14 protein-coding genes are annotated in these 16,444 nt (G+C 72.0%); 7 read left to right on the forward strand and 7 right to left on the reverse strand.

Features of this window, described 5'->3' with window-relative positions:
- Positions 1-202, reverse strand: a 202-nt coding sequence (locus AB0F81_RS44730) for a hypothetical protein (RefSeq protein WP_360209221.1), incomplete at its 3' end; no start/stop codon positions are given.
- Positions 203-291: 89 nt separating this feature from the next.
- Between AB0F81_RS44730 and AB0F81_RS44735 the strand changes: the two genes are divergently transcribed.
- Positions 292-1,539, forward strand: coding sequence for an amidohydrolase (locus AB0F81_RS44735; protein ID WP_360209223.1), 1,248 nt, complete (start codon positions 292-294; stop codon positions 1,537-1,539).
- Between the two features lie 539 nt (positions 1,540-2,078).
- On the opposite strand, the gene AB0F81_RS44740 is transcribed toward AB0F81_RS44735, so the two are convergent.
- A complete protein-coding gene (locus AB0F81_RS44740; RefSeq protein WP_360209226.1) occupies positions 2,079-3,098 on the reverse strand; it encodes a Gfo/Idh/MocA family oxidoreductase in 1,020 nt (339 codons plus the stop codon).
- A 198-nt stretch (positions 3,099-3,296) separates the two neighbouring features.
- Here AB0F81_RS44740 and AB0F81_RS44745 point away from each other — a divergent pair, with 198 nt between their 5' ends.
- Positions 3,297-4,124: a methyltransferase domain-containing protein gene (locus AB0F81_RS44745; RefSeq protein ID WP_360209229.1), complete on the forward strand. Its 828-nt coding sequence runs from the start codon at positions 3,297-3,299 to the stop codon at positions 4,122-4,124.
- Here AB0F81_RS44745 and AB0F81_RS44750 read toward each other — a convergent pair.
- From AB0F81_RS44750 to AB0F81_RS44765, 4 genes are all read right to left on the reverse strand, one after another.
- On the reverse strand, positions 4,114-5,553 hold the full coding sequence (locus AB0F81_RS44750) for a glycoside hydrolase family 130 protein (protein WP_360209252.1): 1,440 nt from the start codon (positions 5,551-5,553) through the stop codon (positions 4,114-4,116). The genes AB0F81_RS44745 and AB0F81_RS44750 overlap by 11 nt on opposite strands.
- A 44-nt stretch (positions 5,554-5,597) precedes the next feature.
- Positions 5,598-6,680 carry a glycosyltransferase gene (locus AB0F81_RS44755; RefSeq protein WP_360209231.1) on the reverse strand — a complete coding sequence of 361 codons (1,083 nt, stop codon included), beginning with the start codon at positions 6,678-6,680 and terminating at the stop codon, positions 5,598-5,600.
- A 70-nt stretch (positions 6,681-6,750) separates the two neighbouring features.
- Positions 6,751-7,908, reverse strand: coding sequence for a glycosyltransferase (locus AB0F81_RS44760; RefSeq protein ID WP_360209234.1), 1,158 nt, complete (start codon positions 7,906-7,908; stop codon positions 6,751-6,753).
- A gap of 163 nt (positions 7,909-8,071) precedes the next feature.
- Positions 8,072-9,073: a glycosyltransferase family 4 protein gene (locus AB0F81_RS44765; protein ID WP_360209237.1), complete on the reverse strand. Its 1,002-nt coding sequence runs from the start codon at positions 9,071-9,073 to the stop codon at positions 8,072-8,074.
- An 82-nt stretch (positions 9,074-9,155) separates the two neighbouring features.
- Between AB0F81_RS44765 and AB0F81_RS44770 the strand changes: the two genes are divergently transcribed.
- The 3 genes from AB0F81_RS44770 to AB0F81_RS44780 all read left to right on the forward strand — a co-directional run bounded on the left by AB0F81_RS44770 (position 9,156) and on the right by AB0F81_RS44780 (position 13,568).
- Positions 9,156-10,865: an alpha-glucosidase gene (locus AB0F81_RS44770; RefSeq protein WP_360209238.1), complete on the forward strand. Its 1,710-nt coding sequence runs from the start codon at positions 9,156-9,158 to the stop codon at positions 10,863-10,865.
- A 21-nt stretch (positions 10,866-10,886) separates the two neighbouring features.
- The gene (locus tag AB0F81_RS44775) at positions 10,887-11,375 is read left to right on the forward strand and encodes a TspO/MBR family protein (RefSeq protein ID WP_360209241.1); all 489 of its coding nucleotides are present in this window, start codon (positions 10,887-10,889) and stop codon (positions 11,373-11,375) included.
- 117 nt (positions 11,376-11,492) lie between these two features.
- Positions 11,493-13,568 carry an N-acetylmuramoyl-L-alanine amidase gene (locus AB0F81_RS44780; RefSeq protein WP_360209243.1) on the forward strand — a complete coding sequence of 692 codons (2,076 nt, stop codon included), beginning with the start codon at positions 11,493-11,495 and terminating at the stop codon, positions 13,566-13,568.
- A 2-nt stretch (positions 13,569-13,570) separates the two neighbouring features.
- Here the strand turns inward: AB0F81_RS44780 and AB0F81_RS44785 are convergent, their stop codons facing one another.
- Positions 13,571-14,473 carry an NADP-dependent oxidoreductase gene (locus AB0F81_RS44785; RefSeq protein ID WP_360209245.1) on the reverse strand — a complete coding sequence of 301 codons (903 nt, stop codon included), beginning with the start codon at positions 14,471-14,473 and terminating at the stop codon, positions 13,571-13,573.
- 110 nt (positions 14,474-14,583) lie between these two features.
- On the opposite strand from AB0F81_RS44785, the gene AB0F81_RS44790 reads away from it, so the two are divergent.
- Positions 14,584-15,582, forward strand: a complete 999-nt coding sequence (locus AB0F81_RS44790) for a methyltransferase domain-containing protein (protein WP_360209247.1) — start codon at positions 14,584-14,586, stop codon at positions 15,580-15,582.
- A 69-nt stretch (positions 15,583-15,651) separates the two neighbouring features.
- On the forward strand, positions 15,652-16,444 hold a 793-nt coding region (locus AB0F81_RS44795), incomplete at its 3' end, for a BTAD domain-containing putative transcriptional regulator (protein WP_360209250.1).

Raw genomic sequence — 16,444 nt, forward strand, 5'->3', positions numbered from 1 at the left:
GCGGCTCGGCTCGCGGCGGCCTGCGCCCCCGACGCGGACGCCGCCGCGTCGGCGGCCGGTCCGGGGTCAGCAACCGGCCCCGCAGCTTCGCCTGCTGCCGCTTCGTCCGCATCCGCTTCTTCGCGTGCTCCCGCTTCGTCCGCTTCTGCTTCTTCGCCTTCGCCTGCTGCCGCTTCTTCGGTTGCCGCTTACGCTTCTTCATCTGCCGCGGCGGCTTCTGCGGGACGCCGGGCTTCGGCGGCAGGTCCGATCGGGTGGCTGCTGGCCGACTCGGTGTGGTGGGGCGGCCGGTTGCGCAGCGGCGTAGCCCTGCGGGTCGCGCCGGACGGCACGGTCAAGCCGGTGCCGGCCGAACTCGCGCCGGCCGGGCCGGACACCCGCCGCTTCCCGGGGACGCTGCTGCCCGGTCTGGTCGACGCACATGTGCACTCGGGGCTGGTCGACCTGGGCACCGTGCGGGCCGGCGGGATCGCCGCGGTGTGGGACCTGGGCGGTGTGCCGGCGGCGGTCCGCGAGCTGGCCGAGCGCGCGGAGGCATCCAGCCGTCACACACGCCGCGCAGCAGGCGGCGAGCAGACCGATCGCGCGGACGCAGCCGGCCACCGCGCACGCCGCGCAGCAGGCGGCGAGCAGACCGAGCGCGCGGACGCAGCCAGCCACCGCGCACGCCGCGCAGCCAGCGGCGAGCAGACCGAGCGCGCGGAGGCCCCGAACCGCGCGGCCGCTGGCGAGCGTGCTGACCGCGCGGAGCCGGTCGGCCACCGTGCGGCCGGCGGCGAGGACGCTGAGGCGGGCCGGTCGCGGTACGCGCCTGCCAAGCTGCCGCGGATCCGCTACGCCGGTCCGTTTTTGATCGCGCCGGGTGGCTACCCGAGCGACCGGTCGTGGGCTGCCCCGGGCAGCTGGCGTGAGATCCACTCGCCCGCGGACGCCGGTGCTGCCGTCGCCGAGGTGTGGTCCGCCGGAGCCGGGCTGGTCAAGGTCACCGCGCACACCGGTGGCCCGCAACTGCCGCACCCGACCCTGCGCGCCCTGGTCGACGCCGCGCACGCCTCCGGTCTACCGGTCGTCGTGCACGCCGAGGGCGCCGGAACGGTGGCCGCCGCCTACACCGCCGGCGCCGACCTGCTGGCGCACACACCCTGGACCGAACGGCTCGACGACAGCCTGCTGCGCGCCTGCGCGGCACGGATGTGCTGGCTCAGCACCCTGGACATCCACGGCTGGGGCGAGCCAGACCCGGCCCAGGAGATCGCCGTCGACAACCTGCGGCGCTTCAAGGCCTACGGCGGCACCATCCGCTACGGCACCGACCTGGGCAACGGCCCGCTCCCGCCGGGCATCAACACCCGCGAGATCCGCGCCCTCCAGTCGGCCGGCCTGACGCCCGACGACGTCCTCGGCGTGATGACCGATAGTGACAGCATCACCGAGATCTCCTGGGTCCCCGGCGGCCTCGACCTGGACCCGGAGCGCTTCGCCGACGTCCTCGCCACCGCCCGCGTAGTCGACGACGACGTCCACCCCACCTCACCCTGATCCCGGTCGCCCTGAATGGCCCCTCTGCCCGTCAGCCGGCGGGGCGGGCTGACAGGCAGTGCTGCCTCGCCGGGCTCGGGGCGGTCCTGGCTGTCAGCTGGTGGGTGCGGCTGACGGTGGGTGCTGCTTTGTGGGGCTCGGGGCGGTGCTGGTTGTCAGCTGGTGGGTGCGGCTGACGGTGGGTGCTGCTTTGTGGGGCTCGGGGCGGTGCTGGCTGTTAGGTGGTGGGTGCGGCTGACGGTGGGTGCTGCTTTGTGGGGCTCGGGGCGGTGCTGGCTGTTAGGTAGTGGGTGCGGCTGACGGTGGGTGCTGCTTTGTGGGGCTCGGGGCGGTGCTGGTTGTCAGCTGGTGGGTGCGGCTGACGGTGGGTGCTGCTTGGCGGGCGCCGGGCGGTGCTGGATGTCAGCTGGTGAGGGCGGCTGGACGGGAGTGCTGTCCGGGCGGCTGTCAGACAGCACTCAGCGGCAGCCGGAAATGCCCGGGCGGCCGGAACCGGGCAGGGCAGGGCGGGGCGGGGCGGGTGGCTGCGGCGTACGCAGTCAGAGGGTGACCGACGTGCCGCCGGTGGCGCTCCTGCGGGCCGCGTCCAGGATCTCCATGGCGTGGACCGAATCCCACGGGTCGACCGGCAGCGGGCCGCTGCCGAGGACCGCCGCCGCGAAGGCCGGGTAGAACGAGTCCCACCGGCCGCGGCAGCTCTCCACCCGGGCGCCGGTGGAGCCGCGGAAAAGGTGGCCCCAGCGGTGTTCCGGTTCGACGCCCCAGCGCTCGTCGAGCTTGGCGGGGGTCTTGCCGTTCTTCAGCTGGGTCTCCTGGCAGTCCAGCTCGTCGGAGATGTAGGTGCCGGCCGTGCCGGTGACCCGGAAGCGCGGGCCGGGGCCGGCCTGCCGCCAGCTGCCCCACAGGTGGGACTCGACGCCGTTGGCGTGGTGCAGGGCCACGAAGAAGTCGTCGTCGAGCGGTTCGCCGCGCATCTCGGCGTAGACCCGCTCGGCCGGGCCGTGCAGCTGCAGCGCCTGGTCGACCAGGTGCGAGCCGAAGTCGAGCAGGGTGCCGCCGCCGGCGGCGGGCGGCAGCCGGTCCGGCGCCCAGCGTTCCATCCGCGACTCGAAGCGGCGGACCTCGCCGAGCGACCCGTTCTCCATCAGTTTGCGGATGGTCAGGAAGTCGGAGTCCCAGCGCCGGTTCTGGTAGACGGTCAGCGGCACCCTGGCCGCCTCAGCCTCGGTCACCAGTTTGCGGGCGGTCTCGGCGTCCAGCGCGAACGGCTTGTCGACGACCACGGCCAGCCCGGCGGCGATGGCCTCCCGGGCCAGGGCGGCGTGGGTGGAGGCCGGGGTGGAGATCGCCACGGCCTGCACGCCGTCGGCGGCCAGTGCGGCGATCGAGTCGTACGCCTCGACGCCCGGCAACTGCTCGGCGACCTGGGCCCGGCGCTCCGGTGAGGTGGTGACGACGCCGACGAAGTCGATGTTCGCCGCCGACGCGATCAGAGGCGCGTGGAAGATCCGCCCGCCGGTGCCGTAGCCGACCAGCCCCAACTTAACCCGCTCGATCATGTCCGGCAGTTTTTCACATTCATTGCGGTCCTGTTGCACATGATCTTTGTCGTCACGTGTGACGCACGCCCCATCACTCACCGTAAGCGTGCGTATGGCGCACATCACCTCGCCGATCAAGCGAAAGGCCAGGTGCCACCCGTGTCGGATGGATGACGGGAGCGGTCGAACGGTGTACCGGCGATGAACAATCGCCTGATGGAACCCGCGCAGAAGGAACGGACCCCGTTTGCCGACATCGATGGTCTCCCGGTGCAGATGTCCGAGATAGTGCTGGACGCACTGACCGAGATGAGTCGTCATCCGGAGATCCGGCGGGTGCGCCGGGTGGCCTTCGACGAGCTGCGCCCGGCGCCGGGTCAGCGCCTGATGGACGCCGGCTCCGGCGCCGGCGAGGTGGCCCGCCTGCTCGCCGCCGAGACCGGCCCGCGAGGCGAGGTGATCGCCCTGGACCACTCGGCGTCGATCACCGCGGCCGCGATCCGGCGGCACGACGGCAGCAACGTGCGATATGTGACCGGTGACGTCGCCGCCATCGACCTGCCGGCCGACTCCGTCGACGGGGTCTGGTGCGAGCGGGTCCTGCAGCACGTCGACGACGCCGACCGGGCGATCGCCGAGCTGGCCCGGGTGACCCGCCCCGGCGGCCGGATCTGCCTGGTCGACACCGACTGGGCCTCCCTCGCCTTCGACGGGATGCCGGCCGGGCTCGGCGAGGTGGTGATGGCGCACGCGCGGGGCCATTTCACCCCGCGTCAGTTCGACATGGGCCGCACGCTGCGCCGCCGGCTCGTCAACGCCGGCCTGACCGCGCTGTCGGCGACCCCGGTGACCTGCTTCTTCGGTGATCCCGCATCGGCCGCGGTGGTGCTGCCGATGGTCAACCCGCGGGTGCCGGAGGAGTCCTGGGGGACCCCGCCCGGCGTCCGCGACGAGTGGCTGGCGTGCGTCGAGGCGGCCGGCGCGAGCGGGACCTTCCTGGCGGTGCTCACCATCTGGGTGGTGGCGGGCACGGTCACTGGCTGATCGGCACCATCCGGTGCAGCAGCCGGTCCAGCGGCATGCTGGCGAAACTGATCCGCACGTCGCTGGAGGCGTACGGCAACCAGAACCGCCCGTCGTGCACGAGGCCGCCGCAGGAGTAGAGCACGTTCGGCACGTACCCTTCGCGCTCGATCTCGTCCGGGTCGATCAGGCCCTGCGGCAGGTCCGCGATGACGCGCGACGGGTCTTCCAGGTCGAGCAGCATGGCGCCGATCGCGTACCGGCGCATCGGGCCGACGCCGTGGGTGAGCACCAGCCAGCCGGCCTCGGTCTCGATCGGTGAGCCGCAGTTGCCCACCTGGATCAGGTCCCAGCCGCGGTGCGGCACCAGCAGCGGGCCGACCTGCTGCCAGCGGTGCTTCTCGTCGCGGACGGCCAGGCCGAGGGTTTCGCCGTCGGAGCGGCAGAGCGCCATCTTCCTCCCGTTGATGTAACGCGGGAACAGCGCCATGCCCTTGTTCCGGGCGGCCGGGCCGTGCAGCGTGGTCACCTCGAAGTGCCGCAGGTCCCGGGTGTAGATGACCCGCCCGGCGATGTTGAACCCGTCGTAGGCGGTGTAGGTCGCCTGATAGGCGGGCCGCCCGTCCGGGTCCACCACCTGCACGAACCGCGCGTCCTCCATGCCCCGGCTCTCGCTCGGCGTGGCCGGCCAGAGCACCCGCTGGTGCAGCGGCATGGTCGCCGGGAAGGTCACCGCGTAGTCGTCCATGACGATCCGGCGGATCAGTTCCAGGGTCATCGGGGTGGTCGGCCGGGCCAGGATCTCCGCCGGCAGGTGACTCAGGATGTCCTCGAACTCCTGGTCGTCGTAGCGCTCGGGGAGGGCGCCGAGCACGTACGCCGACGCCTCGTTGTCGATGTCCTCGTCGCCGAGCGCCGCGAAGAGCTGGTGTTTCATGTGCTTGGCGCCGACCCGCTGCCCGATGGCCAGCGGCCCGTCCCGGTCCTCCAGCCGGATCGCCGCGCCCGGGCCGAGCACCACGCTGCAGAAGCCGATCGAGGAGATGTGCCCCTCGCCGATCTGGCGCAGGCTGAGCGCGGCGCGCAGCTCACCGGGCGCCAGGTCGCTCTGGTCGGGGTGCGGCACCATCGACGGGTTGCACAGCGCCGCGGCCTCCACCGAGAACTCGTGGCTGAAGTACGCCCCGATCAGCGTCCGGGCGGCGGGGGACAGCTCGATCTCCGCCGGGACCCGGTGCTGCACCACCTCGTAGTGGTGCTGGAAGACGGCGAGGATGTCGTGGTGGCGCCCGGAGAAGCGGCTGAGCACGTCGTCCAGCAGCGAGTTGATGTCCGCCTCGTCGAGCTGCAGCATCCGCTCGATCATGCGGGACGTCCGGTTGTGGGTGACGTGCGCCTCCTCGCCCGGTACGAAGAGTTTGATCACCACACGGCGGCCGTCCGGCGCCATGGTGATGTTGTGACGGGTGATGTCTTGCGTATTCACGGTTGCGGTCACGCTAGGCCGCCTGACGGTCGGGTCGCGCTCCGGTTCGCCAGCGTGCGGGCATGCTGCAGCGTGGAGACGAGCGCGAGGGTGGATTCGGCTCCTTGGTTCAGATTAGGACCATCCGCCGTCAATCCGTCATAACAACCGGAAGTCTCGCTGTCGTACATCACCGATCCGGTGTCGTTGTCGCCGAGGAACCAGGCGATCGACTGGAAGAGCGGCGCGTCCCAGCGCTCGTCCCCGGTGACCGCGGCCGCGGTCGCGCAGGCGTCCGCGGTGGCCGCGGCCTCGATCGGCTGCTGGTCGAAGCGATGCCGGGGTACGCCCGGCCGCCAGCCGCCGACCGGCACGGTGGAGAGGTGGCCGTGGTGCTCCTGCATGTCGCAGAGCCAGGAGAGCATCCGCAGCCCGTCGGAGAGCAGTCCCTCGTCGCCGAGCAGGTCACCGGCCGCGATCAGCACCTCGGCGAGCGCCGGGTTCGCGTAGGTCAGCTCCCGCTCCGGCCAGATCCACTCCGGGTCCGAGCCGGGCAGCCCGATCACCGTGGCCGCGTCGCCGAGCAGCTGGGCGGCCTCCCGGTCGTGCGGGTCGGCGCGCAGCATCTCGGCCGCGCCGAGCCCGGCGAAGGCCATCGCCCGGGGCCACGGCGACCGGCAGCGTACGCCCTGGCGGAAGGCGTTTCCCGCCTCCCGCCGGAGCCATCCGGTCGCGCCGCGGGCGGCGGCGGTGCCGAGCCCCCACAATGCCCGGCCCCACCAGTCGTCGAAGGTCGGTTCGTCGGTCCAGCGCCGCTCGAAGCTCATCCGGTTGTGGAACGCGCCGTCGGCGGCCTGGGCGTGGGTCAGGAAGGCCAGGTAGCGCTCGGCGAGCCGGACCAGGTCCGGGCCCGGCCGGGTCTCCCGGCAGGCCACCAGCAGGCCGCGGGACACGTCGTCCACGCAGTAGCCGTGCTCGCGCCGCACGATCGCGTTGCGCGCGTGCTCGAGCAGGCCGGTGTCGTCGGAGAGCCGGAACACGTGGTCCCAGCGCGGTGGGGGTACATCGGTGAGCCGAACGGGCGGCGGAAGCAGCCGCAGGGACAGGCTCATGGGCGGTTCCTTCCGGGTGCCGGGTTCGGGCTGGTAGCGGAGCCGAACCCAGCACGCTCGGGGTGGGCGCTCATGCGGGGATGGTGGCCGCGGCCGCGAGCGGCCGACGGTCGGTCAGCAGGCGGGCGGCGAGGGCCTGGTACCGCGCGGCCACTGCCGGCCAGCGCAGCGTCGGTCCGCCGGCCAGGCCGGTCAGCCGGCCGGGCAGGCCCGGCTCGGCCAGCACTCGCCGGATGGCCAGGGCCATCGCTTCAGGATCTTGATGGGGTACGAGCAGACCCGGCCCGTCCGCGAGGAGTTCCACGGCGTGCGGGAACTCCGTGGCGACCACCGGCACGCCCGCCCCGACCGCCTCGATCAGCACGCCGGAGGTGACCTGCTCGGTGGAGTCGTAGGGCAGCACCACCGCGTCGGCGGAGCGGATCAGCCGGGACAGGTCGGCCGGCTCCAGGTAGACGTCCGACCAGTGCACGCGGTCCCGGACGCCGAGTTCCGCGGCGAGCGCCTTGAGCGAGTCCCGGTACACGTCACCCTGCTGCTCCAGCACCTTCGGGTGGGTGTGCCCGGCCACCGTGTAGTGCGGCAGCGGCTTCTCGTCGCCGAGCAGGGCGAGCGCCCGGATCGCCCACTCGATGCCCTTGCCCGGCCCGAGCAGTCCCCAGGTGAGCAGGCGCGGCTGGTCGTGGTCCTCCCGCGGTACGCCGCTGTGGCTGCCCGCCCCGTGCGGGATCACCGTGATCTTGCGGGGGTCCACCTCGTAGTGGGTGGTGAGCCGCTGCCGGGCGGTGTCGGTCATGGTGATCACGGCGTCGGCGGCGGCGCTGATCTGTTCGAGGACGGTGCGCTGCAGCGGGTCCGGGTGGGTCAGCACGGTGTGCAGGACGACGATCGCCGGCACCCGCAGGGCGCGCAGCACGGGCAGGACCTCGGCGCCGGCGTCACCCGGGTAGATGCCGTACTCGTGCTGGATGACCGCCACGTCGAAGCGGTTGAGCGCGGTCGCGGCGGCCACCCAGCCGCCCGGGCGGTCGGTGTGCCAGGTGTGCACGACCCGCGGCGCGGCCCGGTCGAGAGCGATCCCGCCGTCGGAGTCGTCCCCGGCGAGCAGCCGCACCACACCGGAACCGCCGGAACCGGCATTGAGGTGGGTCGCGAGTGCCGCATTGAACGTCGCCAAACCGCATTGCGTGGGGGGATATGTGCTCAGAAACCCGTATGTCGCGGGCATGACAGGCCTTTCTCCTCGGCCGGCTGCCTCCCCGCAGCACGGACTCAGCGCGCGCGGGCAAAGTGTGTTACACAAACACCGCGCGAGAACGGCGCACAGGAGCCGCAGAATAAGGCCCGTTCAACGCGCAATTCACATTGCGACGTTAACAAGATCTAGCTATTCAGCTGATGATTTTTCGGTAAATCGTCAGATACTCCTCGACCATCCGGTCGGCCGAGAAGCGTTCCCGGGCCCGGGCCGAACAGGCCGCCCGGTCCAGCCCGGCGATGCCGCGCACCGCCTCGACCGCCTCGTCGACGGTCTCCACCAGGCGTCCGGTCACCCCCTCGTCGACGACCTCGGGCATCGACCCTTTCCGGTACGCGATGACCGGTGTCCCGCACGCCATCGACTCGACCACGGAAAGCCCGAACGGTTCCGCGAACCGGATCGGATGCAGCAGTGCCGCGCCGGATCCGAGGATCGTGTCCCGTTCGTCCGGACCGACCGATCCCAGATAGACGACCCGGTCGCCGTCGATCCGGGGTTCCACGATTTCGGTGAAGTAATCGCGGTCCTGCACGATTCCGCACATGATCAGCCGTCGGCCGGCCTTACGCGCGATCTCGATGGCGATGTCGGTGCCCTTGTCCGGATGGATGCGCCCGAACAGGATCAGGTCGTCGCCGCCGTCCGGATGAAACGGCAGCCCGGTCAGATCGACCCCGTGATGCACGGTGGCCAGATATTCCAGGTCGGGTGAGCGGTCGCTGTCGGAGATCGAGACGAAGTGCGACCGGGCCCGCCGGTACGCGGGCAGGATGTTCGGCCCGGAGAAGCCGTGCACCGTGGTCAGCATCGGCGCCCGGCAGTGCGCCGAGAAGGCCAGTGGCAGCCAGTCCAGATGGTTGTGGATCAGGTCGAAGTCGCCGGACCGTTCGAGCGCGTGGCTGACGTGGATCGCCTCCCAGACCCGGCCGTCGATCTGGTCGCTCTCCTCGTACCCGGTGGGTACGACGCCGTCGAGCGTGGCCTTGGTGATCGAGTCCAGGGTGGCGAAGAGCGTGACGTCCACGCCCCGTGCGGTCAGCCCCTCGGCCAGCAGGCTGGTGATCAGTTCCCACGGGCCGTAGTGCAGGGGAGGTGTTCGCCAGGCGATCGGCCCCAAGAGTGCGACCTTCATGACAAATAAGAATTTTCGGTCATAAGCACGTGGTCAGTATGCATTGCCGGTAGCGCGCCCGTTCCCGTGTTAGAGAAGACCAATGACGGATTCGTGGTGGAAGAAGGCGGTCGTCTACCAGATCTACCCGCGGAGCTTCGCGGACTCCGACGGCGACGGCATGGGCGACCTGCGCGGCATCATCGACCACCTCGACCACTTGGCCGAGCTCGGCGTGGACGTGCTCTGGCTCTCCCCGATCTATCCCTCGCCGCAGGACGACAACGGCTACGACATCAGCGACTACCAGAACATCGAGCCGCTCTTCGGGACCCTGGAGACCTTCGACGAGCTGCTCGCCGGGGTGCACGCCCGCGGCATGAAGCTGATCATGGACCTGGTGGTGAACCACAGCTCCGACGAGCACCAGTGGTTCCTGGAGAGCCGTTCCGCGAAGGACAGCCCGAAACGGGACTGGTACTGGTGGCGCCCGGCCCGCGAGGGGATGGAACCCGGCACGCCCGGCGCCGAGCCGACCAACTGGGGTTCCGTCTTCGGCGGTCCCGCCTGGGAGTTCGACGAGAAGACCGGCGAGTACTACCTGCACCTGTTCTCGAAGAAGCAGCCCGATCTCAACTGGGAGAACCCGGAGGTGCGGCAGGCCGTCTACGCCATGATGCGCTGGTGGCTGGACCGCGGCGTGGACGGCTTCCGGATGGACGTCATCAACATGATCTCCAAGGTGGTCGACGAGCGGGGCGCCCTGCCGGACGGGCGGCTCAGCGCCGGCGCGGCGTACGCGGACGGCTCCGCCAGTTTCGTCGGCGGCCCCCGCCTGCACGAGTTCCTGCAGGAGATGCACCGTGAGGTCTTCGCCGGCCGGGAGGGCCTGCTGACCGTGGGCGAGATGCCCGGCGTCACGGTGGAGGAGGCCCGGCTGCACACCGACCCGGAGCGGCACGAGGTCGACATGGTCTTCCAGTTCGACCACGTCTGGGTGGACCGCGGCCCGGACCCGTGGCTGCTGCAGCCGCTCCAGCTCACCCAGCTCAAGGCGATCCTCGGCCGCTGGCAGGCCGGTCTCGCCGACCTGGGCTGGAACAGCCTCTACTGGAACAACCACGACCAGCCCCGGGTCGTCTCCCGTTACGGCGACGACAGCCCCGAGCACCGGGTCACCTCGGCCAAGATGCTCGGCACCGTGCTTCACCTGCACCGCGGCACGCCCTACGTCTACCAGGGCGAGGAACTCGGCATGACGAACTACCCGTTCGGCGGCATCGAGGACTTCCGCGACATCGAGGCGCTCGGCCAGTATCGGCAGGCGCTCGACCTGGAGGGCCGCACCGCCGAGGAGGTGCTGACCGTGCTGCGCGCCCGCGGCCGGGACAACGCGCGCACCCCGATGCAGTGGGAGGACGCGCCGAACGCCGGCTTCAGCACCGGAACGCCCTGGCTGCCGGCCAACCCCAACTATCCGGAGATCAACGCGGCCGCCCAGCGGGCCGACCCCGACTCGGTCTTCCACTACTACCGTCGGCTGATCGAGCTGCGGCACACCGAGCCGGCGGTGGCCGACGGCGACTTCACCATGCTGCTGCCGCACGACGAACGGCTCTACGCCTTCACCCGCCGGCTCGGCGACACCGAGCTGCTGGTGATCGGCAACTTCTCCGGCGAGGCCGTGCGGGCCGAGATTCCCGAGCTGGAGGGCGCCGAGCTCATCCTGAACAACCTGGCCGACGCCCCGGTCGACCGGATCCTCGCCCCGTGGCAGGCGGTCGTCTACAGGCGGACGGGTTCCGTCATGTGATCGGCGGGTATTGCGCATCGCATGACCAGTCATGCGATGCGCTCGGGCCGTTCCGTCTCACCGTGGCTGGCGCTGGCCGGCTTCGTCGTCGCCGTCGCGCTCGCCGCGCTGATCGGCGGGCTCGGCGTGGCCGGCACCGCGTCGGAGTACCAGAGCCTCGACCGTCCGAGCTGGGCGCCGCCATCTTCGGTGTTCGGCCCGGTCTGGACTGTTCTGTACGCGATGATCGCGGTGAGCGGTTGGCTGGTCTGGCGGCGCACCGGCTGGTCGTCCGCACTGAACTGGTACGCCGTGCAGCTGGTCCTGAACGCCGCCTGGACCCCGATCTTCTTCGGCGCCGGGCAGTACGGCCTGGCGCTGCTCGACATCGTGGTGCTCTGGGCGCTGATCGGCGTCACGGTGTGGAAGTTCCGGGCCGTGTCGAAGCCGGCCGCGGCGCTGCTGCTGCCGTACTGGGCGTGGGTCACCTTCGCGACCGCCCTCAACGCCGCGATCTGGCTCGCCAACTAAAAATCGGAACTTTTTTCGCGAAAATCCCCACGTGTCACATCTGACCCAGGCAGGGTGGCACATGGTCGCCGGTATCTCCCGAATTGACCCCTTAAGCCGGTGGCCGGGGGAGTTCACATGCGCCGGAAGCGGCTCGCCGTACGTCTGTTCCTCGTTGCCGCCGTGCTAGCCGGCTCTCAGTGCTCTTTCGCGAGCCCGGAAACAGCACTGAGGGTCAGCCAGGACCGGGACGGACCGCTGTGGCAGTCGTTCGCGCTCGCCTCGGCGCCGGCGACCCGGGACATCCGCCTGGTGTCGGCCCGCTCGGGCGCGTTGCGGACAGCCGAGATGCCACGCCGGAACACCGAGCCGTTCAGCCTGCTCGGCGCCAGCTGGAACGACCCGCGAGCGGTCGCCGAGGGCGCGATCGAGGTGCGCACCCGGTCCATCGAAACCGGGACCTGGACGCCCTGGCAACTCCTGGAGACCGACAACCCGGACGCCTCCGGCGGGGCGGGCGGACCGCGGACCCGAGGCGCCAGCGACCCGCTCTGGGTGGGGCCGTCGGACGGCGTCCAGGCGCGGATGGTGGCCACCGACGGCGGCTCGGTGCCGGCCGGCCTGCGGGTCGACCTGATCAACCCGGACGCCGAGGAGCCCACCGGGCCGCGGCTCGAACTCGTCTCGGGCGGCGGCAGCGGGCGGCGGGCGCCCGGTCTCCCGGCCCGGCCGGTGCCCCGGATGGTCACCCGGGCCGGCTGGGGCGCCAACGAGTCGCTGGTCAAGGAGGCGCCGTCGTACACCGGGGGCATCCAGGTGGTGTTCGTGCACCACACCGCCACCGGCAACGGCTACCGCTGCGGGCAGTCGGCCGGCATCGTCCGGGGCATCGAGGCCTACCAGGTCCGGAGCAAGGGCTGGAACGACATCGGCTACAACTTCCTGGTCGACAAGTGCGGCAACATCTTCGAGGGCCGCCGCGGCGGGGTGCACCGCTCGGTGCTCGGCGCGCACACGCTCGGCTTCAACGACAACTCCAGCGCGATCGCGCTGATCGGCAACTTCGGCGCCACCCCGATCCCGCTCGCGGCCCGCGCCTCGGTCGCTCAGCTCGCCGCCTACAAGCTGGGCGCCTGGGGCAGCCCGCCGGCCGGACGGGTACGGATGATCTCCGGCGGCAGCGACCGCTACCCGGCCGGCAAGCCGGCGCTGCTCAACCGGATCTCCGGGCACCGCGACACCGGCCGCACCGCGTGCCCGGGCAACGCCCTCTACGCCCAGCTGCCGTCGATCCGGTCGATCGCCGGTGCGGCGCCGGCCGGGTTGCGCTTCCAGTCGCTCGGCGGCGCCACCCTGTACGCGGGCAAGTACTACAGCCGGGGCCTCTTCCAGCCACTCTGGAACGTGAGCACGCCGACCCGGATGCTGGACCGCTTCGAGGTCTGGCTCGACGGGCGGTTCCTCATCGGCGCCCCGGCCGGGCACCGCCGATCGCGGGTCCGGCTCACCCCGGGCGTGCACACGGTCGCGGTCAAGGCCGTGCACCTGTCCGGGCGGACCGCGCTGACCAGCGCGCGAATCATCGCCGACCCGGTGCCGCCCACCCTGGGAACCCCGCAGGTCGCCCTGCGCCCCGGCACGCTGAGCAGCACGGTCCCGGTCCGGCTCGGCTGGAGCGCCGCCGACCCCAACGGCGTGCGTTCGGTACGGGTCACCGGCACCACCCGGGCGGTGCTCGGCGGAACCGTCCGCTCGGTCAACGGCTCGGCCCGGGTGGGCGAGGCGGGCGCGTGGACGGTCACGGCGGCCGACCGGGCGGGGAACGTACGGAGCGCTTCGGTCACCCGTACGCCGGTGGTTGCTCCGGAGGCCGGGGCGCGCCGGACCGGAACCTGGCGCACCCTGCGCGACCCCGGGTTTCTCGGCAGCGAGGCCGTCACGGCCTCGGCCGGGCGGGCGTCGCTGACCTGGACCTTCACCGGCCGCTCCGCAGCGCTGGTGGTGGGCCGCACGGCCTCCTCCGGCCGGGTCCGGATCTTCCTGGACGGGCGTGACCAGGGCGTGGTGGACCTGCGGTCGGCGACCGCGCAGTACCGGCAGGCGGTCTGGACCCGGATGTGGCCCACCAGCGGCCGGCACACCGTCCGGGTCCAGGTGGAAGGCACCGCCGGCCGGCCGGCGGTCATGATCGACGGGCTGGCCTACCTGCGCTGAGCTCAGCCGAGGGTGACCACCACCTTGCCGCGGCCGTGCCGCGACTCGACCGCCGTGTGCGCCTCGACGATCGCGTCCAGCGGGAAGGTGCGGACCGGCATGACGATCTCGCCGCGGCCGGCCAGCGCCACCACCTCGGCGAGCCGCTGCGGCGAGCGGCCGGCCCGGACCACCCGCGTGCCCAGGTCGGCCGCGGCCTTGTCGTCCACGATCGTGCCGACGCGGTCCGGCGCCACGCCCAGCGCCACCGACTGGGCCATCGCCTCGCCGCCTGCGGCGTCGAGAGCGACCGTGGGCGTCAGGCCGGTGGCACGCACGGCGTCGACCAGCCCTTCGCCGTACGCGACCGGCACGGCACCGAGTTCCCGCAGATAATCGTGGTTGCCCGGGCTCGCCGTGCCGATCACGGTGGCGCCCGCCCGACGGGCCAGCTGGATGGCGATCGTGCCCACACTGCCGGCGCCGGCGTGCACCAGCAGCACGTCCCCGGCGGCGACCCGCAGCTCCAGCAGGGCGCCGCTCGCCGTCTGCGAGGCGGCGACCAGCCCGGCGGCGGTCGGGAAATCCAGGGAATCGGGCTTCGCGACCACGTTCTCCGCGGGGACCGTGACCAGCTCGGCCACCCCGTTGAGCATCGTCGAGCCGAGCACCGGGGTGTTCACCTCGATGCCCTCGACGCCCGGCCCGAGCAGATCGACCACCCCCGAGTACTCCTGGCCGATCTGCTGCGGGAACGTCGCCTGCACCCAGGGCATCTGGCCGGTGCGCACCCCGATGTCGAACGGTTGGACCCCGGCCGCGTGCACCCGGACCCGGACCTGGCCGGGGCCGGGCTCCGGATCGGGCAGGCCGGCGATGCGCAGGACGTCGGGCGGACCGTACCGGTCGAAGACGACAGCTCTCATGCCGCCGATCCTGCAAGCTCAACTCAACTTGAGGTCAAGCGCGCTGCACGCGGGTTGCACGCGAAGCCCCGCAGCCTGAGGTCATGACAGCTGAAGCACTAGGAGAACGCATGTTCAGCGCCCTCACCGGGGCGCTCGAACTCTGCACCGTCGAGGTCGGGCGCCAGCTCGGCCTCTACGCCGCCGTCCGGGACGGCGCGGACAACCCGGCCGACCTGGCCAAGGCCGCCGGCATCGACGAGAGGTACGCCCGGGAGTGGCTGGAACAGCAGGCCGCGGCCGGGTTCCTGACCGGCGCCTTCACCCTGTCGCCCGGGATGGTGGAGGTGCTGCTCGACGAGGGCGGCCCGGCGTATGCGGGGCCGATCAGCGAGTTCGCCCTCGGGGCGGCGCTGCTGACACCGCGGGTGATCGAGGCGTTCCGGACCGGGGCGGGGGTGCCGTACTCGGCCTACGAGCACCTGCGGCACGGGATCGCGGGGTTCAACCGGCCGATGTTCGACCATCTGCTGGCGACCGAGTGGCTTCCGGCGGTGCCGGAGATCGACCAGCGGCTGCGGGCGGCCCCGGGAGCGCGGATTCTGGACCTCGGATGCGGGATGGGGTATTCGTCGGTGGCGCTCGCCCTGGCGTACCCCCTGGTCACCGTGCGCGGTGTGGACCTGGACGAACACTCGGTCGGCGAGGCACGGCGGATCGCCGCCGAGGCCGGCGTGGCCGACCGGGTCAGCTTCACCGCGGGCGACGCGGCCGCGGCCGGCGGCGACTACGACCTGATCACCGTCTTCGAGGCGCTGCACGACATGGGCGACCCGGTGGGGGTGCTGCGCAACGCCCGGAGTCTGCTCAGCCCGGAGGGCAGCGTGTTCATCGCGGACGAGCGGGTGTCCGACGAGTTCACGGCGCCGGCCGGCGAGGTCGAGCGGATGCAGTACGCGTTCAGCGTGCTGCACTGCCTGCCGGCGACCCGGGCGGAGAACCCGGTCGTGGCGAACGGGACGATCCTGCGGGCGCCGACGCTGCTCGGCTGGGCGCGGGATGCCGGATATGCGCGGCCCGAGGTGCTGGACGTGGAGAACGACTTCTGGCGGTTCTACCGCCTGCGCTGAGTCGGAGATCCGTCGATACGCCGATTACGGCTTGCGCTGCCCCTGGGGCGGGGTCCTAACGTCGGAGCCGTGCTGCTGGTCCGGGTCTTGGGACCCTTCGAGGTGGAGGGCGGCGACGGGCCGGTCACCCTGGCCGGCGCTTCCCAACGCGCTGTGCTGGCCCTGCTCGCCCTGCGAGCGGGCCGGCCGGTCGGGGTGCCCGACCTGATCGACGCCCTCTGGCCGGAGGATCCACCGCCGTCGGCGCGCAACAGCCTGCAGTCGCATGTGGCCCGGTTGCGCGCCCGGCTCGGCGTGCCCGGGCTGATCAGCCTGGAGCCGGCCGGTTACCGGCTCAACGTGCCACGCTCCCGGGTGGACGCGTTGCGCTTCGAAGACCTCGTCCGCGATCGCACGGCGCCGGCCGAGGCGGTCTCGCTGTGGCGGGGGCCGCCGCTGCCCGAGTTCCCCGGTGAGCCGTTCCGCAGCGCGGCGGTCCGGCTGGTGAGCCTGCACCGGTCGGTGCTGCTCCATCTCGCCGGCACCCTGCCGACCGGGTCGGCGGCGGCTGAGCTGCATGCCGCCTTCGACAGCGACCCCTGCTGGGAGGAGGGGGCACTCGCGCTGGCCGAGGCGCTGAGCCGGGCCGGCAGCCGGGGTGACGCCATGGAGGTGCTGCGGCGGCACGCCGACGCGGTCGTCGACCACCTCGGCCTCGACCCGTCCGACCAGATCCGCCAGGCCCAGCTGACCCTGCTGCGCGGCGCCCCGTCCCGGCCTCGACCTGCGGCAGACCCGCCGCCCGCCACTGCCGGCCCGGCGTTGCCGCCGTCCGTTGCTGCTGGCTCGGCGTTGCCGCCGTCCGCCACTGCCGGCTCGGTGC

The sequence above is a fragment of the Actinoplanes sp. NPDC024001 genome, from assembly GCF_040638955.1.
Classification (GTDB): Bacteria; Actinomycetota; Actinomycetes; order Mycobacteriales; family Micromonosporaceae; genus Actinoplanes.

Bases quoted from the DNA above. Each gene is read 5' to 3' on its own strand.
- AB0F81_RS44790 (WP_360209247.1), top strand. From the start codon at position 14,584: ATGTTCAGCGCCCTCACCGGGGCGCTCGAACTCTGCACCGTCGAGGTC.
- AB0F81_RS44775 (WP_360209241.1), top strand. From the start codon at position 10,887: ATGACCAGTCATGCGATGCGCTCGGGCCGTTCCGTCTCACCGTGGCTG.
- AB0F81_RS44760 (WP_360209234.1), bottom strand. From the start codon at position 7,908: ATGCCCGCGACATACGGGTTTCTGAGCACATATCCCCCCACGCAATGC.
- AB0F81_RS44780 (WP_360209243.1), top strand. From the start codon at position 11,493: ATGCGCCGGAAGCGGCTCGCCGTACGTCTGTTCCTCGTTGCCGCCGTG.
- AB0F81_RS44740 (WP_360209226.1), bottom strand. From the start codon at position 3,098: ATGATCGAGCGGGTTAAGTTGGGGCTGGTCGGCTACGGCACCGGCGGG.
- AB0F81_RS44750 (WP_360209252.1), bottom strand. From the start codon at position 5,553: ATGGCGCCGGACGGCCGCCGTGTGGTGATCAAACTCTTCGTACCGGGC.
- AB0F81_RS44765 (WP_360209237.1), bottom strand. From the start codon at position 9,073: ATGAAGGTCGCACTCTTGGGGCCGATCGCCTGGCGAACACCTCCCCTG.
- AB0F81_RS44785 (WP_360209245.1), bottom strand. From the start codon at position 14,473: ATGAGAGCTGTCGTCTTCGACCGGTACGGTCCGCCCGACGTCCTGCGC.
- AB0F81_RS44770 (WP_360209238.1), top strand. From the start codon at position 9,156: ATGACGGATTCGTGGTGGAAGAAGGCGGTCGTCTACCAGATCTACCCG.
- AB0F81_RS44745 (WP_360209229.1), top strand. From the start codon at position 3,297: ATGGAACCCGCGCAGAAGGAACGGACCCCGTTTGCCGACATCGATGGT.
- AB0F81_RS44755 (WP_360209231.1), bottom strand. From the start codon at position 6,680: ATGAGCCTGTCCCTGCGGCTGCTTCCGCCGCCCGTTCGGCTCACCGAT.